This window comes from Lactobacillus apis (genome assembly GCF_002837055.1).
In the GTDB taxonomy this organism is placed as follows: domain Bacteria; phylum Bacillota; class Bacilli; order Lactobacillales; family Lactobacillaceae; genus Lactobacillus; species Lactobacillus apis.
Window position 1 is genome coordinate 304,321 of sequence record NZ_PDKP01000001.1, and the last position, 20,376, is coordinate 324,696.

At 36.6% G+C, this 20,376-nt stretch carries 14 protein-coding genes; 12 read left to right on the forward strand and 2 right to left on the reverse strand.

Features of this window, described 5'->3' with window-relative positions:
- Positions 1-36: 36 nt before the first annotated feature.
- From atpF to CRG87_RS01570, 11 genes are all read left to right on the forward strand, one after another.
- Entirely contained in the window at positions 37-549 is a 513-nt protein-coding gene (gene atpF, locus CRG87_RS01520; RefSeq protein WP_046306647.1) for a F0F1 ATP synthase subunit B, read from the forward strand.
- On the forward strand, positions 549-1,097 hold the full coding sequence (gene atpH / locus CRG87_RS01525; RefSeq protein WP_074425481.1) for an ATP synthase F1 subunit delta: 549 nt from the start codon (positions 549-551) through the stop codon (positions 1,095-1,097). Before atpF ends, atpH begins: the two co-directional genes overlap by 1 nt.
- 14 nt (positions 1,098-1,111) lie before the next feature.
- Entirely contained in the window at positions 1,112-2,623 is a 1,512-nt protein-coding gene (gene atpA / locus CRG87_RS01530; protein ID WP_046306652.1) for a F0F1 ATP synthase subunit alpha, read from the forward strand.
- 10 nt (positions 2,624-2,633) lie between these two features.
- Positions 2,634-3,596 (forward strand): F0F1 ATP synthase subunit gamma, encoded by a 963-nt coding sequence (locus CRG87_RS01535; RefSeq protein WP_074425480.1) that lies wholly within the window; start codon positions 2,634-2,636, stop codon positions 3,594-3,596.
- Between the two features lie 24 nt (positions 3,597-3,620).
- Positions 3,621-5,060: a F0F1 ATP synthase subunit beta gene (gene atpD, locus CRG87_RS01540; RefSeq protein WP_074425479.1), complete on the forward strand. Its 1,440-nt coding sequence runs from the start codon at positions 3,621-3,623 to the stop codon at positions 5,058-5,060.
- A gap of 11 nt (positions 5,061-5,071) precedes the next feature.
- On the forward strand, positions 5,072-5,509 hold the full coding sequence (locus CRG87_RS01545) for a F0F1 ATP synthase subunit epsilon (protein WP_046306658.1): 438 nt from the start codon (positions 5,072-5,074) through the stop codon (positions 5,507-5,509).
- A gap of 71 nt (positions 5,510-5,580) precedes the next feature.
- Positions 5,581-5,811 carry a DUF1146 family protein gene (locus CRG87_RS01550; protein WP_046306660.1) on the forward strand — a complete coding sequence of 77 codons (231 nt, stop codon included), beginning with the start codon at positions 5,581-5,583 and terminating at the stop codon, positions 5,809-5,811.
- 82 nt (positions 5,812-5,893) lie between these two features.
- Entirely contained in the window at positions 5,894-6,883 is a 990-nt protein-coding gene (gene mreB, locus CRG87_RS01555) for a rod shape-determining protein (protein ID WP_046306663.1), read from the forward strand.
- A gap of 18 nt (positions 6,884-6,901) precedes the next feature.
- Entirely contained in the window at positions 6,902-7,195 is a 294-nt protein-coding gene (gene yidD, locus CRG87_RS01560; protein WP_046306665.1) for a membrane protein insertion efficiency factor YidD, read from the forward strand.
- A gap of 8 nt (positions 7,196-7,203) precedes the next feature.
- Positions 7,204-7,434, forward strand: a complete 231-nt coding sequence (locus tag CRG87_RS01565; protein ID WP_074425478.1) for a DUF2969 family protein — start codon at positions 7,204-7,206, stop codon at positions 7,432-7,434.
- Between the two features lie 16 nt (positions 7,435-7,450).
- Positions 7,451-8,644, forward strand: a complete 1,194-nt coding sequence (locus tag CRG87_RS01570) for an FtsW/RodA/SpoVE family cell cycle protein (RefSeq protein ID WP_046306669.1) — start codon at positions 7,451-7,453, stop codon at positions 8,642-8,644.
- A gap of 56 nt (positions 8,645-8,700) precedes the next feature.
- On the opposite strand, the gene CRG87_RS01575 is transcribed toward CRG87_RS01570, so the two are convergent.
- Together CRG87_RS01575 and CRG87_RS01580 are read right to left on the reverse strand one after the other, a co-directional pair.
- Positions 8,701-9,153: a universal stress protein gene (locus CRG87_RS01575; RefSeq protein WP_074425477.1), complete on the reverse strand. Its 453-nt coding sequence runs from the start codon at positions 9,151-9,153 to the stop codon at positions 8,701-8,703.
- Between the two features lie 46 nt (positions 9,154-9,199).
- A complete protein-coding gene (locus CRG87_RS01580) occupies positions 9,200-9,481 on the reverse strand; it encodes a hypothetical protein (RefSeq protein ID WP_074425476.1) in 282 nt (93 codons plus the stop codon).
- Between the two features lie 648 nt (positions 9,482-10,129).
- Between CRG87_RS01580 and CRG87_RS01585 the strand changes: the two genes are divergently transcribed.
- Positions 10,130-20,329 (forward strand): SLAP domain-containing protein, encoded by a 10,200-nt coding sequence (locus tag CRG87_RS01585; protein WP_074425475.1) that lies wholly within the window; start codon positions 10,130-10,132, stop codon positions 20,327-20,329.
- Positions 20,330-20,376: the final 47 nt, after the last annotated feature.

Sequence of the window (20,376 nt, forward strand, 5' to 3'; positions counted from 1 at the left end):
AAAAGTAATTAAGTTGAAAAGAGAGAAGGGCAGTAAATGACATTTCAAACTTTATTTGCAGCCTCATCAGGTCATATTTACATTGGTAATACCATTTGGTATTTGATTGTTTTTGCAATTTTGCTTGTCTTGGTTAAGCACTATGCTTGGGGACCAGTTTCCGAAATGATGGAAAAAAGACGGCAAAAAGTAATTAGCGATTTAGATTCAGCTGCAGACAACCGCAAAAAAGCCGAAGTTTTGGCTAATGAACGTGAAGCTGCCTTGAAAAATTCAAGACAAGAAGCAACACAAATTCTCTCTGATGCAAAAGCTAATGCGCAGAAGACAAGTAGTCAAATCGTAGCTGAGGCTAACGATGACGCTGCTTCGATTCATGAAAAGGCGAAAGCAGATGCTGCACAAGCCAAAGCAGATGCATTAGATGAAGCACGTGCGCAGGTAGCTGATATATCGGTTACAATTGCTGAAAAGGTAATTGCTAAAAACTTATCTGCTGACGATCAAAAAGATTTGGTTGATCAGTTTATTAAGGGGCTGAATAAATAATGGCCTTAAGTAGAGAAGAAATTGTTGCACGTTATGGAACTGCGCTATTTAATTATGCGCAAGACATGAACGCTTTGGATACTGTTAAAGAAGAATTATGTGAATTAAGAAAAGCCGTTTGTACAAATCCGCAGATCCTTAGTGTTTTTAGTGATCCAATTTTAAACAGTGATGAAAAGAAAAAATCGTTGTCAGCAATTGAACAGGGCTTCAGTACAGAAGTTCAAACTTTTTTAAATTTGCTGCTAGATTATAATCATTTTCTTGAACTTGTTGATATTATCGATTTCTTTAATAAATTGTATAATGACAGCAAAAAAATAATGGTTGGAACTGCAATAACTGCGGTTAAACTTGATGAAGATCAATTAAGTGCTCTAGGGGATAGTTATGCTAAAAAATTTGGTTTAGCTAGTGTTACCCTAGAAAACAAAGTAGATCCAGAGATAATCGGCGGTGTAATTCTAAAAGTTGGCGATTGCGTTATTGACGGTTCAGTAAAGAACAAACTGAAAAAGATTCGTGCGCAGTTAATTAGTAAAAATTAAAAGAGGTGAAACCATTGAGCATTAAAGCAGAAGAAATTAGCTCTTTAATCAAGCAACAGCTTGAACACTATGATGACAAACTCGACATTAATGAGGTTGGGGTTGTAACTTACATAGGTGATGGTATCGCCCGGGCTCACGGATTGGACAATGTTCTATCTAATGAATTGTTGGAATTTGACAACGGTTCGTATGGTATTGCTCAAAACCTTGAGTCAAATGATGTTGGTATCATTATCTTGGGTAACTTTGATGATATTCGCGAAGGTGACCAAGTAAAAAGAACCGGTGAAATCATGCGTGTGCCAGTTGGCGAAGAACTGATTGGTCGTGTAGTTAACCCTCTGGGTCAGCCAGTTGACGGACTTGGTGAAATTAAAACCACTAAGACTCGTCCAATTGAAGATGCTGCACCTGGAGTTATGCAACGACAATCAGTTAATCAACCACTTCAAACTGGTATTAAAGCAATTGATGCATTGGTTCCAATTGGTCGAGGTCAGCGTGAATTAATCATTGGTGACCGTAAAACTGGTAAAACAAGCTTGGCTGTTGACACTATTTTGAATCAAAAAGGACAAGATGTAATTTGTATTTACGTCTTTATTGGTCAAAAGGAGTCAACTGTTAGAACGCAAGTAGAAACTTTGAAACGCTTTGGCGCAATGGATTATACAATTGTTGTCGAAGCTGGACCAAGTGAACCGGCCCCAATGCTTTATATAGCACCATATGCTGGTACGGCAATGGGTGAAGAATTTATGTACAACGGTAAGGATGTTTTAGTCATTTTTGATGACCTATCCAAACAAGCCGTTGCTTATCGTGAACTCTCTTTGCTCCTTCGTCGTCCGCCTGGTCGTGAAGCTTATCCTGGTGACGTTTTCTACCTGCATTCCCGTCTGTTGGAGCGTAGTGCGAAGTTGAGTGATGAACTTGGTGGAGGTTCAATGACTGCCATTCCGTTTATCCAAACTGAAGCGGGAGATATTTCAGCGTATATTCCAACCAACGTAATTTCGATTACGGATGGTCAGATTTTCTTGCAAAGTGATTTGTTCTTTGCAGGAACTCGTCCAGCTATTGACGCTGGTAATTCTGTTTCCCGTGTTGGTGGTAGCGCTCAGATAAAAGCAATGAAAAAAGTTGCTGGTACGTTACGTACTGATTTGGCAGCTTATCATGAATTAGAGAGTTTCGCTCAATTTGGCAGTGATTTGGATCAGGCAACCCAGGCTAAATTAAATCGTGGTCGTAGAGTTGTTGAAGTTTTAAAACAACCATTACATGACCCAATTCCAGTTGAAAAGCAAGTTGTCTTACTATACTCACTAACTCATGGCTATTTGGATTCTGTTCCTGTTGAAGATATCGGCCGATTTGAAAAAGAATTGTATGATAACTTTGATAGTCAACATTCAGACTTATTGGATCACATCCGTGAGACAGGTGAACTGCCGGATGAAAGTGAGTTAAAGACTGCAATTTCTAAATTTGCAGATAGTTTTTCACCAAGTAATAAATAGGAGGTAGCGTATGCCTGCATCTTTACTTGAGTTGAAGAAGAAAATTGCTTCAGTTAAGCAAACTGGTAAAATCACAGAAGCAATGAGAATGGTTTCTGCGTCAAAACTAAATCAAACAGAAAAAAGAGATGAAGGATATACGGTATATAATGACCATGTTCGACAAACTCTTTCCCGTTTGATGAGTGCACAAGTGGTTAGCCACTTGCACAAAGAAAATGTTGCAATCGATGAAGACAGCATCAGTAAGATTGACTATGAAAATGTTTTTGGCCTAGGTGTCATTTCAGACATGGTTCAAGCTCGTAAAGAAGTAAAGTCTACTGGTTATCTTGTAATTACAGGTGATCGAGGACTTGTTGGATCATATAATAGTGCCGTCATTAAAAATATGATGGGCTTAGCTGAAGATGCAAAAGCAGAAAATAAAGATATTAAAATTCTTGCTGTTGGCTCTGTAGGAGCTGAATTTTTCAAGAAAAACAACTTGAATGTTGTTTATGAAAATGCTGCAATTTCTGATGTGCCAACTTTTGATGAAGTTTTACCAATTGTTTCAACTGCAATCAAAATGTACTTAAACGGAGTTTATGATGAGCTATACGTTTGTTATACGCACCACATAAACTCTTTATCATCAGCATTTCGTGTTGAAAAAATGCTTCCTATTGTTGATATCGATATCGGCCTTAAAGAAGCAAAAGAACACCGAGATTTAGAATATGATATTGAGCCAGACATTAATACTGTGTTGACTACACTAATTCCTCAATATGCCCGTTCAACTATTTATGGGGCAATTCTGGATGCAAAAACTGCAGAACATGCTAGTTCAATGACAGCAATGCAGAGTGCAACCGATAACGTAAATGACTTGGTTTCAAGTTTAACTACAAAATTAAACCGTGCAAGACAAGCTGAGATCACTACTGAAATTACCGAAATTGTCAGTGGTGCAAATGCTTTGAAATAATTAAGAGAAAAGGAGGTAGATGTTTTGAGTGAAGGTGAAGTTGTTCAAGTAATCGGCCCTGTAGTCGATGTGAAATTTCCACTTGACAAAAACCTACCTGATATTAACAATGCTTTGCGCGTCGTTAAGTCGGATGATGAATCAATTGTTCTTGAAGTTACACTTGAACTCGGTGACGGTGTATTAAGAACAATCGCGATGGAATCTACCAACGGACTCCGGCGCGGAATGAAGGTCCAAGATACTGGAGGTCCTATTTCAGTACCTGTTGGTTCTGATACCTTAGGACGTGTTTTTAACGTTTTAGGTGAACCAATCGATAATGGTCCAAAATTTGATAAGGATCATCCTCGTAACAGTATTCATCGAAATGCACCAAAATATGATGAATTAACTACCAGCCAAGAAATTCTGGAAACAGGGATTAAGGTTATTGATTTACTTGAACCTTATGTTCGTGGTGGTAAAGTTGGTTTGTTTGGTGGTGCCGGAGTTGGTAAGACTACTATTATCCAAGAGTTAATTCACAATATTGCTCAAGAGCATGGTGGTATTTCGGTCTTTACTGGTGTTGGTGAAAGAACACGAGAAGGTAATGACCTTTACTTTGAAATGAAGGCATCTGGTGTTTTAAGCAAAACAGCGATGGTCTTTGGTCAAATGAATGAGCCGCCTGGTGCCAGAATGCGTGTAGCTTTAACTGGATTAACCCTAGCTGAGTACTTTAGAGATGTTGAAGGACAAGACGTTTTGCTCTTTATCGACAACATTTTCCGGTTTACTCAAGCTGGTTCTGAGGTTTCAGCTCTGTTAGGAAGAATGCCTAGTGCCGTTGGTTATCAACCAACACTTGCAACTGAAATGGGTCAATTGCAAGAAAGAATCACTTCAACTAAGAAGGGTTCAATTACTTCAATTCAAGCCGTTTATGTTCCTGCCGATGACTATACCGACCCAGCCCCAGCTACAACTTTTGCTCACCTTGATGCTACAACCAACTTGGAACGTAGCTTAGTTGAGCAGGGTATTTATCCAGCCGTTGATCCATTGGAATCAACTTCTAGTGCGTTGGATCCTGAAGTAGTTGGTCAAGAACATTACGAAGTTGCTACACGTGTACAGCACATTTTGCAACGCTACCACGAATTACAAGACATTATTTCAGTGTTGGGTATGGATGAATTATCTGATGAAGAGAAGGTAATTGTTAGTCGTGCTCGTAAGATTCAGTTCTTCTTATCCCAAAACTTCTTTGTTGCTGAACAATTTACTGGTGTACCTGGTTCATATGTTCCAATCAAAGAGACAATTAAGGGCTTTAAGATGATTTTGGATGGTCATTTAGACGATTTACCAGAAGATGCTTTCCGTAGCGTGGGTCCTATCGAAGATGTTTTGAAAAAAGCTCAAGATATGGGTGTAACCGCCAGTGATCCTGAAGTAAAAGCATTATTAGAAAAGTAGGGTGATGTCAAATGGCAGATCCAGAAAAACTTTTCATGGTAAATGTTGTAACACCTGATGGCGTAGTTTTTTCTCATCATTGTAGTATTGTTGAGATGCGTGCAATCGATGGACAACGCTCAATCATGTATAATCACTTGCCTATTTTAACTCCACTTTCAATTGGTGAAATTAGGGTTAAAAGAAGTCGGGAGATGAATGAAGTTGTTAATCACATAGCAGTAAGCGGTGGCTACTTTGAGTTTTCTGATAACGTGGCAACGATTATTGCTGATAGTGCGGAACGTTCAAATAAAATTGATGTGTCTCGTGCTGAAGCAGCTCGAAAGCGTGCTCAAGATGCTTTGAAGGAAGCAAAAGCAACGCATGATCAAAGATCGCTCGAAAGAGCACAAGTTGCATTGAGAAGGGCTGTCAACCGGATTAGTGTTTACAATTCAGGTAAATAGTATTAAAGTTTAACGGATACACAAAAGCGTGTATCCGTTTTTTATTTGACTAAAGAAAAGTGGGAAATTAAATGTTTCAACTTGGTGTTCATGCTCTGATCAGTATTATTATTTACCTGATAACAATAGGGCTATCATTTCAAATTATGAAGAGTGTCAGAATCGAAAAAATCATCAGAACTAATAAGGTCTTTGAAGCGCAATTGCTACTGATTTTTGCGGCAATTGCGCTAGGCTTTTTAGTAGGGAACTTTTTCATTACGTTGATAGATACTTCTTTACAATTAAGTAATTTCTTTTAAGACTTGTTAAAACGCCTGAAGAGTGCAGCAAACTAGCTTTCTTTATGGTAAAATGTACAATGAATATTTATGGAGGATTATCGTGGCACGAGATATAGGAATTGATTTAGGGACAGCCAACGTGCTCATTAACGTTTCTGGTAAGGGAATCGTTTTGAATGAACCATCAGTAGTTGCTGTCAATACAAGTACAAATAAAGTAGTAGCTGTTGGAACTGAAGCATACAAAATGGTAGGTAGAACGCCTGGTAACATTCGTGTGATTCGCCCATTAAAGAATGGGGTAATTGCCGATTTTGACATTACAGAAGCGATGCTATCTTACTTCATTGAAAAATTAAATGTTAAGGGCTTTATGTCAAAACCTAACATTTTGATTTGTGCTCCAACTGGAGTAACTTCAATTGAACAGAAAGCAATTATTCAAGCAGCTGAAAAATCAGGTGGTGGTAAGGTTTACCTTGATTTTGAACCTAAGGTTGCAGCTGTTGGTGCAGGGCTAGATATTTTTAAGCCACAAGGTAACATTGTTATCGATATTGGTGGTGGTACTACTGATATTGCTGTTTTATCAATGGGTGAAATTGTTACTAGCCAATCTCTTCGCTATGCTGGAGACCATATGAACCAAGCTGTTGTTTCTTACATTAAAAACAAGCATAATTTGCTTATTGGTTCAAGAACAGCTGAACAAATTAAAATTGAAATTGGTAGTGCGTTTGAACCGGATAAGGATCAGACGATTACTGTTCGTGGACGTGATGTAGTGGATGGTCTTCCTAAGCAGGCGACTGTTTCTGCTCCTGAAATTCAAGAAGCTTTGCATGATGGTTTAATGACAATTATTGCAGCAACTAAAGATGTTTTAGAGAAGACTCCGCCTGAGTTATCTGCCGACATTATTGATCGTGGTATTATGCTAACTGGTGGTGGTGCGATGTTAAAGAACTTGGATAAACTAATTTCGTACTATCTTAAGGTTCCAGTTTTGACTGCTGATCATCCTCTTGAAGCTGTTGCATTGGGAACAGGCATTTTGCTTAAAAATATCGAAAAGCATCAACGTCATTAATTCAACTGGAGGTGTGGTTTGCGTAAGATTTTAATTTATCTAGTTAGAATTTATCAGAAATTTATTTCGCCGGCTTTACCTAAGTCTTGCCGTTATTATCCTACTTGCTCAACTTACATGATTGATGCATTGACCAAATTTGGTCCTTTTTTAGGATTAATTATGGGTATTAGCAGAATTTTGCGGTGCAATCCCTTTGTTCGCGGAGGGGTTGATCCGGTACCTGATAAGTTTACTATTTTCCGTAACCCCCACCCAGAGAGATATGAAGATGAAATTATTGCTAAAAAATTTCATCCTGATGTGAAATAGGAGTATTTATGTCAAAGAAACCAGAGAATATTAATATTGAAATTAATGAAATCAACGAAAAAGATAATCCGACTTGGGAAGTAGTCATTCCACAGAAGAAAAAAGCTATTGGTTTAATTGAAAAAATTGATGGACGTTATCGTGCAATTACTAATAAAACTAATAGTGTTCTATATGCAAAGACGTTAGAAAGTAGCATCAATGACTTGCTATCGTACTTTGCTTTACATGAAAAATAGTGGACAGTGATGATTAATGGTAAAAGTACAAAATAAAACTGATTTGTATGATCAAATAGCCTGGAACATTGTTGTTCCTGTGCTGATTCTGGCAGCTGTTGGTTTATACTCGATTTACTTTGCTGCAATAGATGATCCAAGTCATATGGGAAGTCCAGTAAAAGCAGTTTTAATGCAAGGGCTTTGGTATCTGATTTCTTTAGTAATAATTGTTTTTGTAATTCAATTTGATGCAGAACAGTTATTTCGAATTGCACCATATGCCTACGGTCTAGGAATTGTCCTTTTGATTGCAGTTTTATTCTTTTATAATCGAAGTCTAGCTGCTGATGCTGGTGCCAAAAATTGGTTTAAGCTAGGGCCAATTTCCTTTCAGCCATCTGAGGTAATGAAACCAGCGTTTATTCTAATGTTAGCTAGAGTAGTTAGAGAGCACAATCAGAAGTTCGCACACACAATTCGAAATGACTGGGTTTTAATTGGTAAAATAGTTGGTTGGATGCTACCAATTGCAATTCTACTGAAATTACAAAATGACTTTGGTACGATGCTTGTCTTTTTCGCTATAGTTGGTGGGGTAATTATTGTTTCAGGAATATCTTGGAAGATAATAACACCAATGTTTATCATAGTTGCAATTATAGGTGTGGTAGTGATTTTTATGGTAACTACACCAGGCGGCCAGGTTATTCTAAGCCATTCTTTTCAACCGTATCAATTTGCTCGTATCATGTCTTGGCTGAATCCATCTACAGATACATCTAAAGCAGCATATCAGTTGTGGCAGAGTATGCAAGCGATTGGATCTGGACAGATTTTTGGTAATGGGTTTGGAAATCTAAGTGTTTACGTACCAGTTCGTGGTTCGGATATGGTTTATTCAGTAATTGGTGAATCATTTGGTTTTGTTGGTAGTGTAGCAGTTATCTTGCTTTACTTATACCTGATTATTCAGATGGTGCGTATCACATTTGATACCAAAAATGCATTTTACTCATATGTATCGACCGGGGTCATTATGATGATCTTGTTCCATGTTTTTGAAAATATAGGAATGAGTATTGATCTCTTGCCGTTGACAGGTATACCATTACCATTTATTTCCCAAGGTGGTTCAGCCTTAATTGGGAATATGATTGGTATTGGTATGATTTTATCGATGAAGTTTCATAATAAAGATTATATGTTTAGCCAGGCAGGCGACTTTTAATTAAAAATAAAAAGCACTTCTTTTAAAAGAAGTGCTTTTTGTATGCCCAGTTTATTTTAGTTTTGATTTTCGGCGGTACGGCAAACTAGTACATCGCAATCTGCGGTTCTGGTTACATACTCGGTTACGCTACCGACTAAAATTCGTTCTACAGCATTTAAGCCAGTTGCACCAACTACGATTAAATCAATTTGATGCTTTTTAGGAAAGTCGTGTGCAATGATTGCCTTAGGAGAACCGAATTCAATTGAAAAGTGAACATCGTTAATTCCCGCTTCTTTTGCATCATTGTAATATTTTTGCAGCTTTTCCTTAGCATCATTTGAAACTTGCTCAACCATTTCGGAGTCAAAGCTTGAAACATTTTGGAAGGATCTAGTATCAATGACATGTAAAATTTCTAAGCCTGCATTATTACCCTTAGCTAGTAAAATTGCTTTTTTAAAAGCTAAATCTGCTTCTTTTGATCCATCAACGGCGACTTGTATGCGGTGATATTGTTTCATCATTTAAAACACCTCTCTTATACATTCATTTTACCAAACTTTTGGCCAATTAATCATTTTCGTGATTAATTAATAAGCTAAAAATTAGAATAGTAATTGAACTAAGAAGTAGGGTAACCAAATTCAAATACTTATTACTTTGGAATAAGATGATGATCCCAATAATGCATTCCAACAATAAGATAATTGCTGTCCAAGACATAATAGGGCGGAAATTCGTATTACTTTTACTACTAAAAACCAAAAAGTGTCTATCTCGGTTATGCCAAAGATAGAAGGCGGTTAGAAGAAGTACGGCTAAATACAGAATAATAACAATTTTTAAGATCATAAAAGTCTCCAAATAAAAAGCGGTCAATAGACCGCTTCCTGAATTTCTAAAGAAATCCGAGTCGACCGAATATAGCAAAAGAATGCTTGTTGAACCCGCAGTGTTCAAAAAAATGAGATGTATCGCAATGAATATGGATCCTATTAACTAAGTAATAGTATTCCGATTCAAAAGTTATTTACAATCTCGCATGTCTTATGTTTGACCGGTCAACTATATACAATTAAGCTAGTCGATCAACTCAGATCAATTATTATACTACCCACCATTACAGCATTTGTCAAGATTTAAACAGTAAGCAGATAGTATTGCAAAAAAATCACAATGTTATGAATTAAACTGTTGTTTTTATTATTATTTTAATATTTATACATCAGTAAGCTGTTTAAATATAATTTTAGAAAACAAGTAATTGTCAAATGAAATGCACTTTTTTCTATTTGAAGTATTAAGCATCAATCCTGAAGCACATCAACAAATCTTTATATAATAGTAATTGCCTGCAGAAAACATCCCCTCATTTTCCTTTTTTAAAATCACTTAACTCATTATTTATAAAATGCATATCAAGTGTAAGCACTATATTAGCAAATTATTAATAGTGGTCATACAATGTAGTTGTAACATAGATTTTGAGAAAGGAATATCATGCTAGGGAAAAATAATAACAATGAAAGATTAAAGAAAATGGAAATGCAAGATAAGCAGGACCACTTTTCAATTCGAAAATTGACAATTGGTACTGCTTCTGTGCTATTGGGCTTTACCTTTTTTGGCCTAAATACTCAAACTGCTAAAGCAGATACGGTAGATGCTTCTCAAGAAGTTAGCAAGAAGACAGATAGTTTGAGTACTTCTGATAGTCAAAAGGCTAACTCCCAAGATGATAACACTCAAAATGCTAATCACTTGGTTGATGTAAGTACCTACTCAGGTTTAAGCTCATTTTTAAGAGATGGCAGTGTACCTCCAACCACTAATTCAAGTTCTTCAACTAGTCAGACAGGAAAGACCAATGCAACAAATGGCTCTGATCAGCAAAATAGTGCTAATCAAAAACCTGATTCTGACACAGCTGATTCTAAGGACCAAACTAGTACAGGTAATTCTGATACCAATCAAACTGGTGGAACCACTGACACCTCAGGTAAAGGAGGTACGACGACTAAACCCGTTGATCCAACTGATCCAGCGGCTAAAGTTCCAGATACTGCTAAAACGACTGAAATTAAAACTAAGGATGCTAGTGTAGCGCAGGTCCATAGCTTTACTGAACTTATAGCTGCTTTTCAGAATGAGTCTATTTCAGAAATTGACGTCATGAACGATATTACAGACGGACCCGAGAATGGATCACAAGCGTACTACTTTTACGGAAGGAAAATGTTGATTAAATCCCGTGGCAACGGTAATACCAGATTTAAAGTTGATTTGAAAGGTAATCACCTCCAATTAAATAGTGGAAGTACGCAAGACTTGGATATTACTTACGATAACCTTGATTTATGGAGTGCTGATATTTGGGGCGTAATCATGACTGATGATTACAACCAAGACGGCCATTTTTCAAAAATCACTTTTAATAATGTTAATTTCCATGGATCGCAAATGGTTCACTGTGGTAATAATACTAAAATTTACTTCACAGGGACTAACTACGGTGAAGTAACGCATACACCGTATCCAGGGATTACAATTTCAAGTGGTGACGTTCAACAACTATTTGAATTTACTGGTTCAAACAACTCAATCGATTTTAGCGGTACTTTTACCGGTAAAACTGTTGGTGGTAATGTGCTCGAAATGGCAGGCAGCAACAACGTTGTTAACATTGCTAAGAACGCTAAGGTTACACTTTCGCCGCGAATCTATTTTCCTAATAATAGTTTAGGCTCTAACGCTGCTGAACACACCGGACTTCCTTTAGCTATTGCCATGTTAGGTAATAATGAAACCGTGAATGTTGATGGTGAATTAAACATCATAGTTGGTAGTGATCACTATAATGGTACAAATGACAATGATCAGTCTAGTGCGATTCTTATCAATGATGGTAATTCTGTCTTCAATATTAATAGCGATGCGAAAGTCAATATTACCACTAACGGCGATATAGCCAATAACTGGTGGAACAGAAACCTGATTTATGATGGCGGTAACTTTAACATTTTACCGCGAGGCTCATTAAACATTAACGGTTCAAATATGGGTGACTATTCTGGTACGTTAGTTCTTATTAAGGGTACGGCTAATATAGAAAACGGTGGCTTCAATATCGTTCTTGGTCAGCCAGATCCAAGTGGCAAATATGTGAACGGCGGTACTGGTCAAATACTATTGGTAGACGTTCAAGGTGGAAAACTAGTTGTTAATAATCCTACTTCATTAATTTTAAATGCCCAAGGTAATACCAATCCTAATACCAGTATTATCGGTACAATGCCAATTACCTTAACAAATGTTCGACAACAGTTTGATTTGAGTTCGACGCAAAGTGGGCTAGGTAAAGTAACATTGCCACCGTTTCACGTTTTAACTGTAAGGAAAACTGATAGCACGATTGCAGTTGATAATATTGAATTGCTTAACGGTCAAGAGAAGTTAACTGCGGATAGATTGGCAGAAATTAAGGCGCAAGCAGCTAAAGCTAATATTTCACTTGATAAGTTACCAGCAGATGTTCAAACCTCATTGGCTGATGGTATTAAAAACGGTTGGACTTACGATCAAATCTTTTCAGATATTATTCAAAAGGCATTTAATAATAGAAACAATTTTGGTTATAACAACATTAGTTTTGTTCCAGCCAATCCAAGCGGCTTTTTGGATATTGATCCCGGTAAGGTTCAAATAACTAGAAATGCTGATGGTTCACAAACAATTTCTGGTGATCCAGGTAGTGTAATTAATTACAATTCTGCTGTTGATGGCCCTGATTTAGATTCACAAAATTTGAAAAACCCATTTAGTTTAATCCTACCTATTGCAACTAAAGCATATATTATGGCTAATTTGATTGATAGTATGGGTAGAAAGACAGCGTGGACACCAAAGGATCAAAATGGTAAGAACTTAATTGACAATCCATATGCTCAAACAAAAGACACTATAAGAGACTCAAGCAACAGTTCTTTGAATCCTTTACCAACTCAGTATGCGGCAATTATAAATGATGACGGCTCATTTAGTTTTACTATCCCCGCAGACCAAACGATTAAGTTTGATAAGGGTTACTCTGTAGAACTAGCGCCCAATGCTAACTTTGTTAGCTACGATCCATCTAGTGTAGCTACGGGACGTCGGCCAATTATTAAAAACTTGGATATTTTAACTTTATCTGATGCACAAGATCAAGCCGCTAAGGCAATCACTGACGCAATTAGTGATGCGAAAATTCATAGACCTAATAACCTGTCTGAAACTCAAGTTAACGATTTTAATAGTCAATTAGATAAAATTGCGACTGCTGCATCTAAGACTGTTAATGCTGATAACGAAAAAACTTCAGTCTACGCCTCAAGTTCAAACACGTTAACAGAGATTAACAATCGTAAGAATGCTGCCCTTGATGCGATTAAGAACATCGTAAGCCAAGCACAAAGTTCCTCAACGATTGAAACATCTCGTGATAGTGCGATAACGAATTTAAATAATGAAGCCACATTGCAGTCAAAGAGATTTCCTACAATGGTAGATGCGATTAATGCTGCACGTGATAAAGCAATTAATACTGTGAAAGCTTTTCAAGCTGATAAAGATATTACAGAAGCAATGAAGAATGGTATTAATGCAATTGATCAAGCAGCTTATGGCTATAAAAAGAGTATTGAAACTGATCTTAAACAAAAAATTGATCAGGTCTATGTCGATACTTACAAACTTGCAAATGATCCTAACTTGAGTAAAGAAGAGAAGGACGAAGTATTAAAGCTAACCGGTCGTTTGTCTCGCGCTCAGGCGATTGCTCAACCGGAAGGTGATATTGAAAAAGACCTTGATCAAGTGTCAGTGGACGGGCACCAAAAAGAAGCTCAAGGTATAATTGATCAAGTTAACAAAACAATTCAGGCCCTGAAAGACTTACAGGCAGTTGCTCAAGATGAAATTAAAAATCATGCCGATAAGACCGCAGAAATAAAAGATTCTTATAATAAAGCAGTTCACAACATTATCACTGGTGATGATCCTGATGGTTCTAAGGGTAAGGAGTCTATTAAGGATATAAATGCTGATCAAGAAGCAAGTAAAATTAATGCTGCAGCTGAAGCTGCCAAAAAGCGGGTACAGAACTCAGGTATTAGTTCAGATCAGCAGACCCCTCTATTAGACGCAATTGATCAGGCTGCCCAAGTTGCAACTGCTAAACCAGGGAGTTCTATATATGATAAGCAAAAGTCGATATACGGAACTGCTGATAATACTGTAATTAGTCAAAGAGAAGCAGCTGCACAAACTATTTTTGATCAAAATGCTGCAAAGGCTGAGATTTGGGGCTATGCAACCGCTAATGAAAATTCGTTAGGGATCGCCTCAAACTCTGATATAGAGAAAACAGTAAATGATGGCTTGACTAATGTTGATAAAGCTAGCGATTCCGCAACAGTCTCAACGACTGAGGAAGCAACTAAGAGATCAATTTTAAGACAGCTTTCTAAGATCAAACTTGCTAAAACTGAAAGCGATATCGAAACCCAACTACGTAGTTTACCAGGCTTGTCTGCAAATGATATTGATGATAGCGTAGCCGCGGCAAAGAAGTTGCTCGATAATTCAACAACTCCCCTTGGTTACGACCAACGCATTGATCAAGCAGATAGTTTAACCGCAATCGACTCAGCACGAAATGATGGTATTACTGCCTTAAACAACCTACTGCTTTCCGCTAAAGCTAAGGGTGAGCGTAATAATTCCTTAGCTGATGCTATCAAGCAGATCAGGCAAGATCAAACTAATGCTGATCAACAAATTGATCAGACAAGCAATCTGACTGATGAACAAAAGAAAGAATATCATGGTCAAATCAGTAAGGTAGCTGAAGATAGTATAGATGCCTTAAACAAAGTTGATAGTTCAAAAATCGCTGAGACAGTCACTAATGCTAAAAGTAGTATTGAGAATATTGTAAGCGATGCTCGAGGCACTGCAAATAAGGAAGTAGAAGAAGCTAGAACAAAGGCAGCTCAAGACATTGATACAGCAGTTAATGATGCAAAAACTAAAATTGAAAGCATTGATGATAGTCAACTCAGTCCTTCAAATAAGAAATATTATGAAGATCAAATTGATCAAGATGCCCAGGCTGCGAAGGCAAAAATTACTTCGGCTCAAAATGTTTCTGATATTAATTCGGCTAAACAAGAAGGTCAAAATAATATTCTAAAAGATTTAGGTGCTGCTCAGATTACAGCCACTAGAGCACAAGCAATTAGTAGATTACAACAGGCCAAAGCTAAAGCTAAAGATGCTCTTGCCAAAGCCCAACAGAATGAACAACTTGATCCTGCAACAGTCCAAGCTAAAAGAGATCAAATTGATGCAGGGTACGATCAAACAATTCAAGCTATTACTAATGACCATACAGTAACTGACATTAATGATGATGCTCAAAAAGGAGTTGATGCAATTGATTCAGTTATTAATTCTCTTTCATCAGATATCAACGCCCAGGCTCTAGAAAAGCAACGTAAAGCAGCAATCGAAAAATTAAAAGGTGCACGCGATGATGCAAATAGTCAAATTACTAATGACCCTAATTTGGGAGTAACAGAAAAGAATGACTACTATAACCAGATTACAAATGCCTTTAATCAAGCGCAAACTGCTATTCAGGGTGCAAGTAAAGATGATATAGATACAGCACTAACTAAAGGTAAAAATGATTTAGCAAACATTCTAGCTTCTGCTAACTTGCAATCCGCAAAAGACCAGGCTTTAGCAACTCTAATGGCTGAACGAAATAAAGTTAAAGAACAAATTGGCAATATGGATCAGATTACAAGTGCCAACAAAGCAGATTTACGTGCAAAAGTGGATGCTATATATAATATCGGTGTTAATGGAATTAATAATAAAACCACCACTACTAACGGACAACTTAATGAAATCGTTCAAAACGGTAAGTCATTAATTGATAATGTGATTAGTGATGTAAATGTTAACAAGATTCTTAATAAGCAAAAGCTTGATGATTATGCTCAAAAGGCGGTTGAGCGAATTAGTAATTCCTCAGATATTACTAATGATACCAAGACAACCACTATTAATAATATTACAGCTGCACGTGATAATGCTAAATCAGTAGTTGATTCTACAGATGCCATTTCCGATGCTAACACAGCTGAGAAAAAAGGTGAATCTGCTATTGATGCTGCAGAAGCTACAGGTAATGGTTTCAACGCATCTAAAACTGACATTAAGAATAGTATTGCTAATGCTGCTAACAGTGCTAAGAATCGTTTAAGTGACATTTATAGCAAATTATCGACAGCCCAAAGAAATGAAGTAAAAGATAAATTTAATGATGCAATTAATCAACTTGGTACAATCCCAACAGATGCAAACAGTAAAATTGACGCTACAACAAACAAAGATCAACTAACTGGGATTTATCAAGATACATTAAATAAAATTAATGATGTCGAATCAGCTGCAAAGTTGGCTAGTGATAAAGTTGTTGCTAAAGATTTGATTCAAAAGACGGCACTTGAAGCTCGCGATAAACTACATGATTCACGAGACCAAAATGCAGTTTTTGAAGTAGCTGATTTAGGCCTTAAAGATATTGACGCTACAAATGATAGTGATACAGTTGAAAAGATTAAAAATAATACTTTGCAGGGAATTAGTAATGTCATCACAAATGCAAATAAGAGTGATGCAGATGATATTCGTAACCAAAGAGATCAAGCAATTAAAGAACTTGATAAAGCTCTTGGAAAAGGCTCAACTGATACCGGTGTTCTACCAGAAATTAATGGATTACCAAGTTTAACTTCAGATCAATTAGCTAAGTTTAAGCAGCAAGCACAAGATGCTTATAATCACGCCGTTGCAAGCGTTAATGGTGCTCTTGCAGAAAATATTGACACAGAGAAAAATGCTGGTCTAAACAATATTTACCAGGCTTTGGCTGATGCTAAACTGCAATCAGTTAAAAATAAGGCAAATTCATTTTTGGATGAGTATGCTAAAGGAGCCATTCAAAACGACCCTAGAGATGCGGACATGATTAATAGCGAGCGGGATAAGGCAAAGGCAAAGGTAGACAAGGCTAAAAACCAAGATGATGTTCAAAAAGCCCAAGATGAGGGCCACGACATTATGAAAGGAATCATTGACACCGTCAACGATAAGAACATGAACGCTGCTAAAGACTCTGCTAAGAATGATTTGGCTGACTCAATTGGTAAATTACAACAACAAATTGATCAAGATTTAGCTAATAAAAAGCTAGGTCAAGATCAATATAATGACCTGAAGAATAAACTTGATCAAGTTCGGCAATCTGGTGAGTCAAGAATTAACTCCACTGTAAATAAAGATCAATTAGCTGACGCTAAAAATCAGAATAATGTTGATTTGGATAAAGCTAATAATGAAATTATCAAGGCAGAATCTGTTAATAATGCATTGACTAAGTTGCAGGATGCAGTTAATAAGGCAAACGAGTCTGCCGATAAGATTGCCAAAGATAATCCTAATCTTGCAGATCAGATGAGAGACCGAATTAAGTCAGAGCGTGACAAAGCTGCCCAAAATATTCAAGCTGCTCAAAACAATTCAACAGATGCAAATAGTGCAATGAATCAAGCAGCACAAGCTGGTAATGATGCAATTACTGGTTTAACTCAGAGATTCGAGGAAAAGAACAAACAAATTAATACTCTGAAAGAATATGCTGAAGCTGCTAAGGCAAAATTACCAAGTTTAGGTCTTGATCCAACTGAGATAAGCAAAAATGAAGCTGCAATAAATGACGCGATGCAAAAAGGTGTTAGTGATTTATATGGTGCTGATGATAATGCAAAATTAGATCAAGTTGAAAAAGCTGGTGAAGCTGCGATAGATCAGGCCGGTATTCCAGCTAATTTACTTAGCGAAAAGAACAAGCAAATTGCCGCTATTGATAAATATGTCAAAGATAAGGGCAGTATTGGTCAGGTTGCAAGTCATTTAACTGATCAACAAAAGGCTGACTTGCAGGATCAACTTAATCAGCTGGTTCAAAAGACTAAGGATGAAATTAGTAAAGTTGCTTTACCAAGCAATCCAACAACAACTGATTTCGAAAATGTTAAACAGAAATTGCAGTCTATTGAAAAGGGACTGGATAGCGACGGACACTCAATCAATTTAGGTGAAACTGGAATTAATCAACTTTATCAAACAGCTCAAAATAAAGAAGAAATCTATCAAATTAAGCAAAATGCTATTAATAATCTTCTTGAGCAAAAAACAGAAGCTGATAAAAAGCTTGAGGATTCCGGTTTAGTAAACTCTGATTTACAAAAACAGAAGCAGAAACTTCAAGACATTTATGATCAGAGCAAAGCAAAGATTAATGCAGTTCCAACAACAGATAAGAATGGAAATGATCGTTCTACTGATGACATCAAAAAGGACGTTGATCAGATAGTCAACAATGCAACTCAAGGATATTCTGATAGCGATTCTGGCAGTCACGTTCCTGGATTTACTGATGTTGAAAAAGATACTGATCTTGCTGCTGCGAAAGCAAAAGCAGAGGATATTTTACAAAGAAAATATTCAACAACTCACAACATTATTGGGTTATCTCAACTAACTGCTGATCAAAAGAAAGCATTAAACAAGATAGTTGATGATTTATATGCAAATGAAAAAGCAAGCATAGAGCAGCAAACTGATATCAACAAAGTCCCGACTGATGAAAATCAAATTGGTACTAAGTTAACTGATACTTATCAAAATACTTCTGAGTGGTTTGATTATAATCAAACTAATGCCTTAAAAGGTGCTGGAAATGAAATAACAGGTCTAGAAGCTGGATACAATAAATTAACTGAAGAACAAAAAGCAAATCCTGCTTATCAAAGGAATATTCAAGCTATCCAGGATGCAATTGATGCAATTAAGCATTCAACAAATATTGGCTCTACAACGCAATCGTATAGCAACGGAATCAATGCTTATAATGAGCTAATGGCTAAAGAACAAGTTAAGGATATGTTCAATAAGGCAAAGGATAAGCTTAATGATATAGATAGCCTTCTTCCTCCAGATAGAGATCATTTCAAAAATAGACTTGATGGCATACATGGAAGTGTAGATAATGTGCTTACCCAGGATGCTCAAGCTGATGCATCTTATGAAAGTATTGCCAATCAGATGAACCATGATATTGACATGACGAGGCAAGCAATTGATCAATTAATGCAACAAGCATTGTACACAGTTAAGAGTTCTGCCAATAGGGATATTGAGGCTGAATACAAAGGTGCAGTTGCTCAGAACCAAAAATACTTTGGTGATTCTGCATGGATTTATTCAACTAACAGTGAGCATGACAAATATAAATATATATCTGGTAATTCTTACGATGAAGTTTCGAATAATAGAATAACTGGAATACGAGAAATTGCCAAAGCTGCTGTTTCTGACGCTGCTACTAATGCTAAGAAGAAAATTGATAATAACAAGGTAAAACATGAAAATGGTGATAACTATACTGATGATGAAAAAGCTGCGATTAAGACTGAAATCGACCGCCTTCTAGCAGATGCTCAGAAAAAGATTGATCAAAATAATACTCTTACTGATGTTGACGGTAAGCGTGACGATGGTATTGAAGCGATTAATAAAGCCTCTTCAGATTCAACTGTTATTGATAAAATTATTAAAGACAGTGCCAACAACAATAACAACGGCAACAATGATAACATTAACAACGGTGGAGGTAATTCTACTTCTAATAGTAATGGTGATACGACTTCTAACCCTGCAAATCCAGCTAAGAAACCAACTACTGATAAAGAAAATGATTCAGCAAATGATTTAGGCGAAAGTACTAATGTAACCTTAATGCATAATGCTTATCTATATGATAATTCAGGAAAGCGTGCTAACAAAGTTACACTAGGTGCCGGCTCAATTCTTTCAACTTATGGTACTGTTACTATTGCAGGTAATGAATACTATGTACTAATTGACACACATGATAACAATAAGAAATATTATGTTGCTGTTGGCAACGGATTGGCAATTGAGCAAAAGTTAAAGCATAATGCTTATGTTTATAACAAATTCGGACAGCGTGTAAAGAAAGCTGGCGTTCTAAAGAAGGGTAGTATTGTTAAAACTTATGGTGATAGTGTTAAACTTCGTGGCGAGAAATACTTTATCATTGATAAGAACCGCTATGTTAAAGCTACAAATGTTGCGGTGATTGTCTCTAATCAATCTGCAAAGGTTGAAGCAATATCTGCTAATGGGCCTAAGGAAGAATCCGAGACAACCATTGAAAAAACGTTGATGCACAATGCATACCTTTATGATGAAAATGGTCATCGTGCTAACCAATTGATTTATCTAGCTGGCTCAATAATTAGCGTAACCGGTCAAAAAGCAATTAGTGGATCTAACTACTATATTTTGCAAAATGGTTTACTAGTTAATGCAGGCAACATCGATGGTAAGAACTTAAAGCTGAGACATAATGCTTATCTTTATAGCAAATATGGTAATCGTTTAGGTAAAAAGGTATTGAGAAAGAACCATTCAATTTCGACCTATGGTGATCCTATTTCTATTAAGAACAAAAAGTATTATATCGTTGCTCAAAATAAATATGTTAAAAAGGCTAATTTTTAAATTAGAAAGTTAACTTTTAGACAAAAATAAAAGTGGCACAATTGTTA

Excerpts from the sequence above, each read along its gene's own strand:
- CRG87_RS01580 (WP_074425476.1), bottom strand. The coding sequence starts at position 9,481 with ATGATCTTAAAAATTGTTATTATTCTGTATTTAGCCGTACTTCTTCTA.
- CRG87_RS01550 (WP_046306660.1), top strand. The coding sequence starts at position 5,581 with ATGTTTCAACTTGGTGTTCATGCTCTGATCAGTATTATTATTTACCTG.
- CRG87_RS01535 (WP_074425480.1), top strand. The coding sequence starts at position 2,634 with ATGCCTGCATCTTTACTTGAGTTGAAGAAGAAAATTGCTTCAGTTAAG.
- CRG87_RS01585 (WP_074425475.1), top strand. The coding sequence starts at position 10,130 with ATGCTAGGGAAAAATAATAACAATGAAAGATTAAAGAAAATGGAAATG.
- CRG87_RS01575 (WP_074425477.1), bottom strand. The coding sequence starts at position 9,153 with ATGATGAAACAATATCACCGCATACAAGTCGCCGTTGATGGATCAAAA.
- CRG87_RS01545 (WP_046306658.1), top strand. The coding sequence starts at position 5,072 with ATGGCAGATCCAGAAAAACTTTTCATGGTAAATGTTGTAACACCTGAT.
- CRG87_RS01570 (WP_046306669.1), top strand. The coding sequence starts at position 7,451 with ATGGTAAAAGTACAAAATAAAACTGATTTGTATGATCAAATAGCCTGG.
- atpH (WP_074425481.1), top strand. The coding sequence starts at position 549 with ATGGCCTTAAGTAGAGAAGAAATTGTTGCACGTTATGGAACTGCGCTA.
- atpF (WP_046306647.1), top strand. The coding sequence starts at position 37 with ATGACATTTCAAACTTTATTTGCAGCCTCATCAGGTCATATTTACATT.
- CRG87_RS01565 (WP_074425478.1), top strand. The coding sequence starts at position 7,204 with ATGTCAAAGAAACCAGAGAATATTAATATTGAAATTAATGAAATCAAC.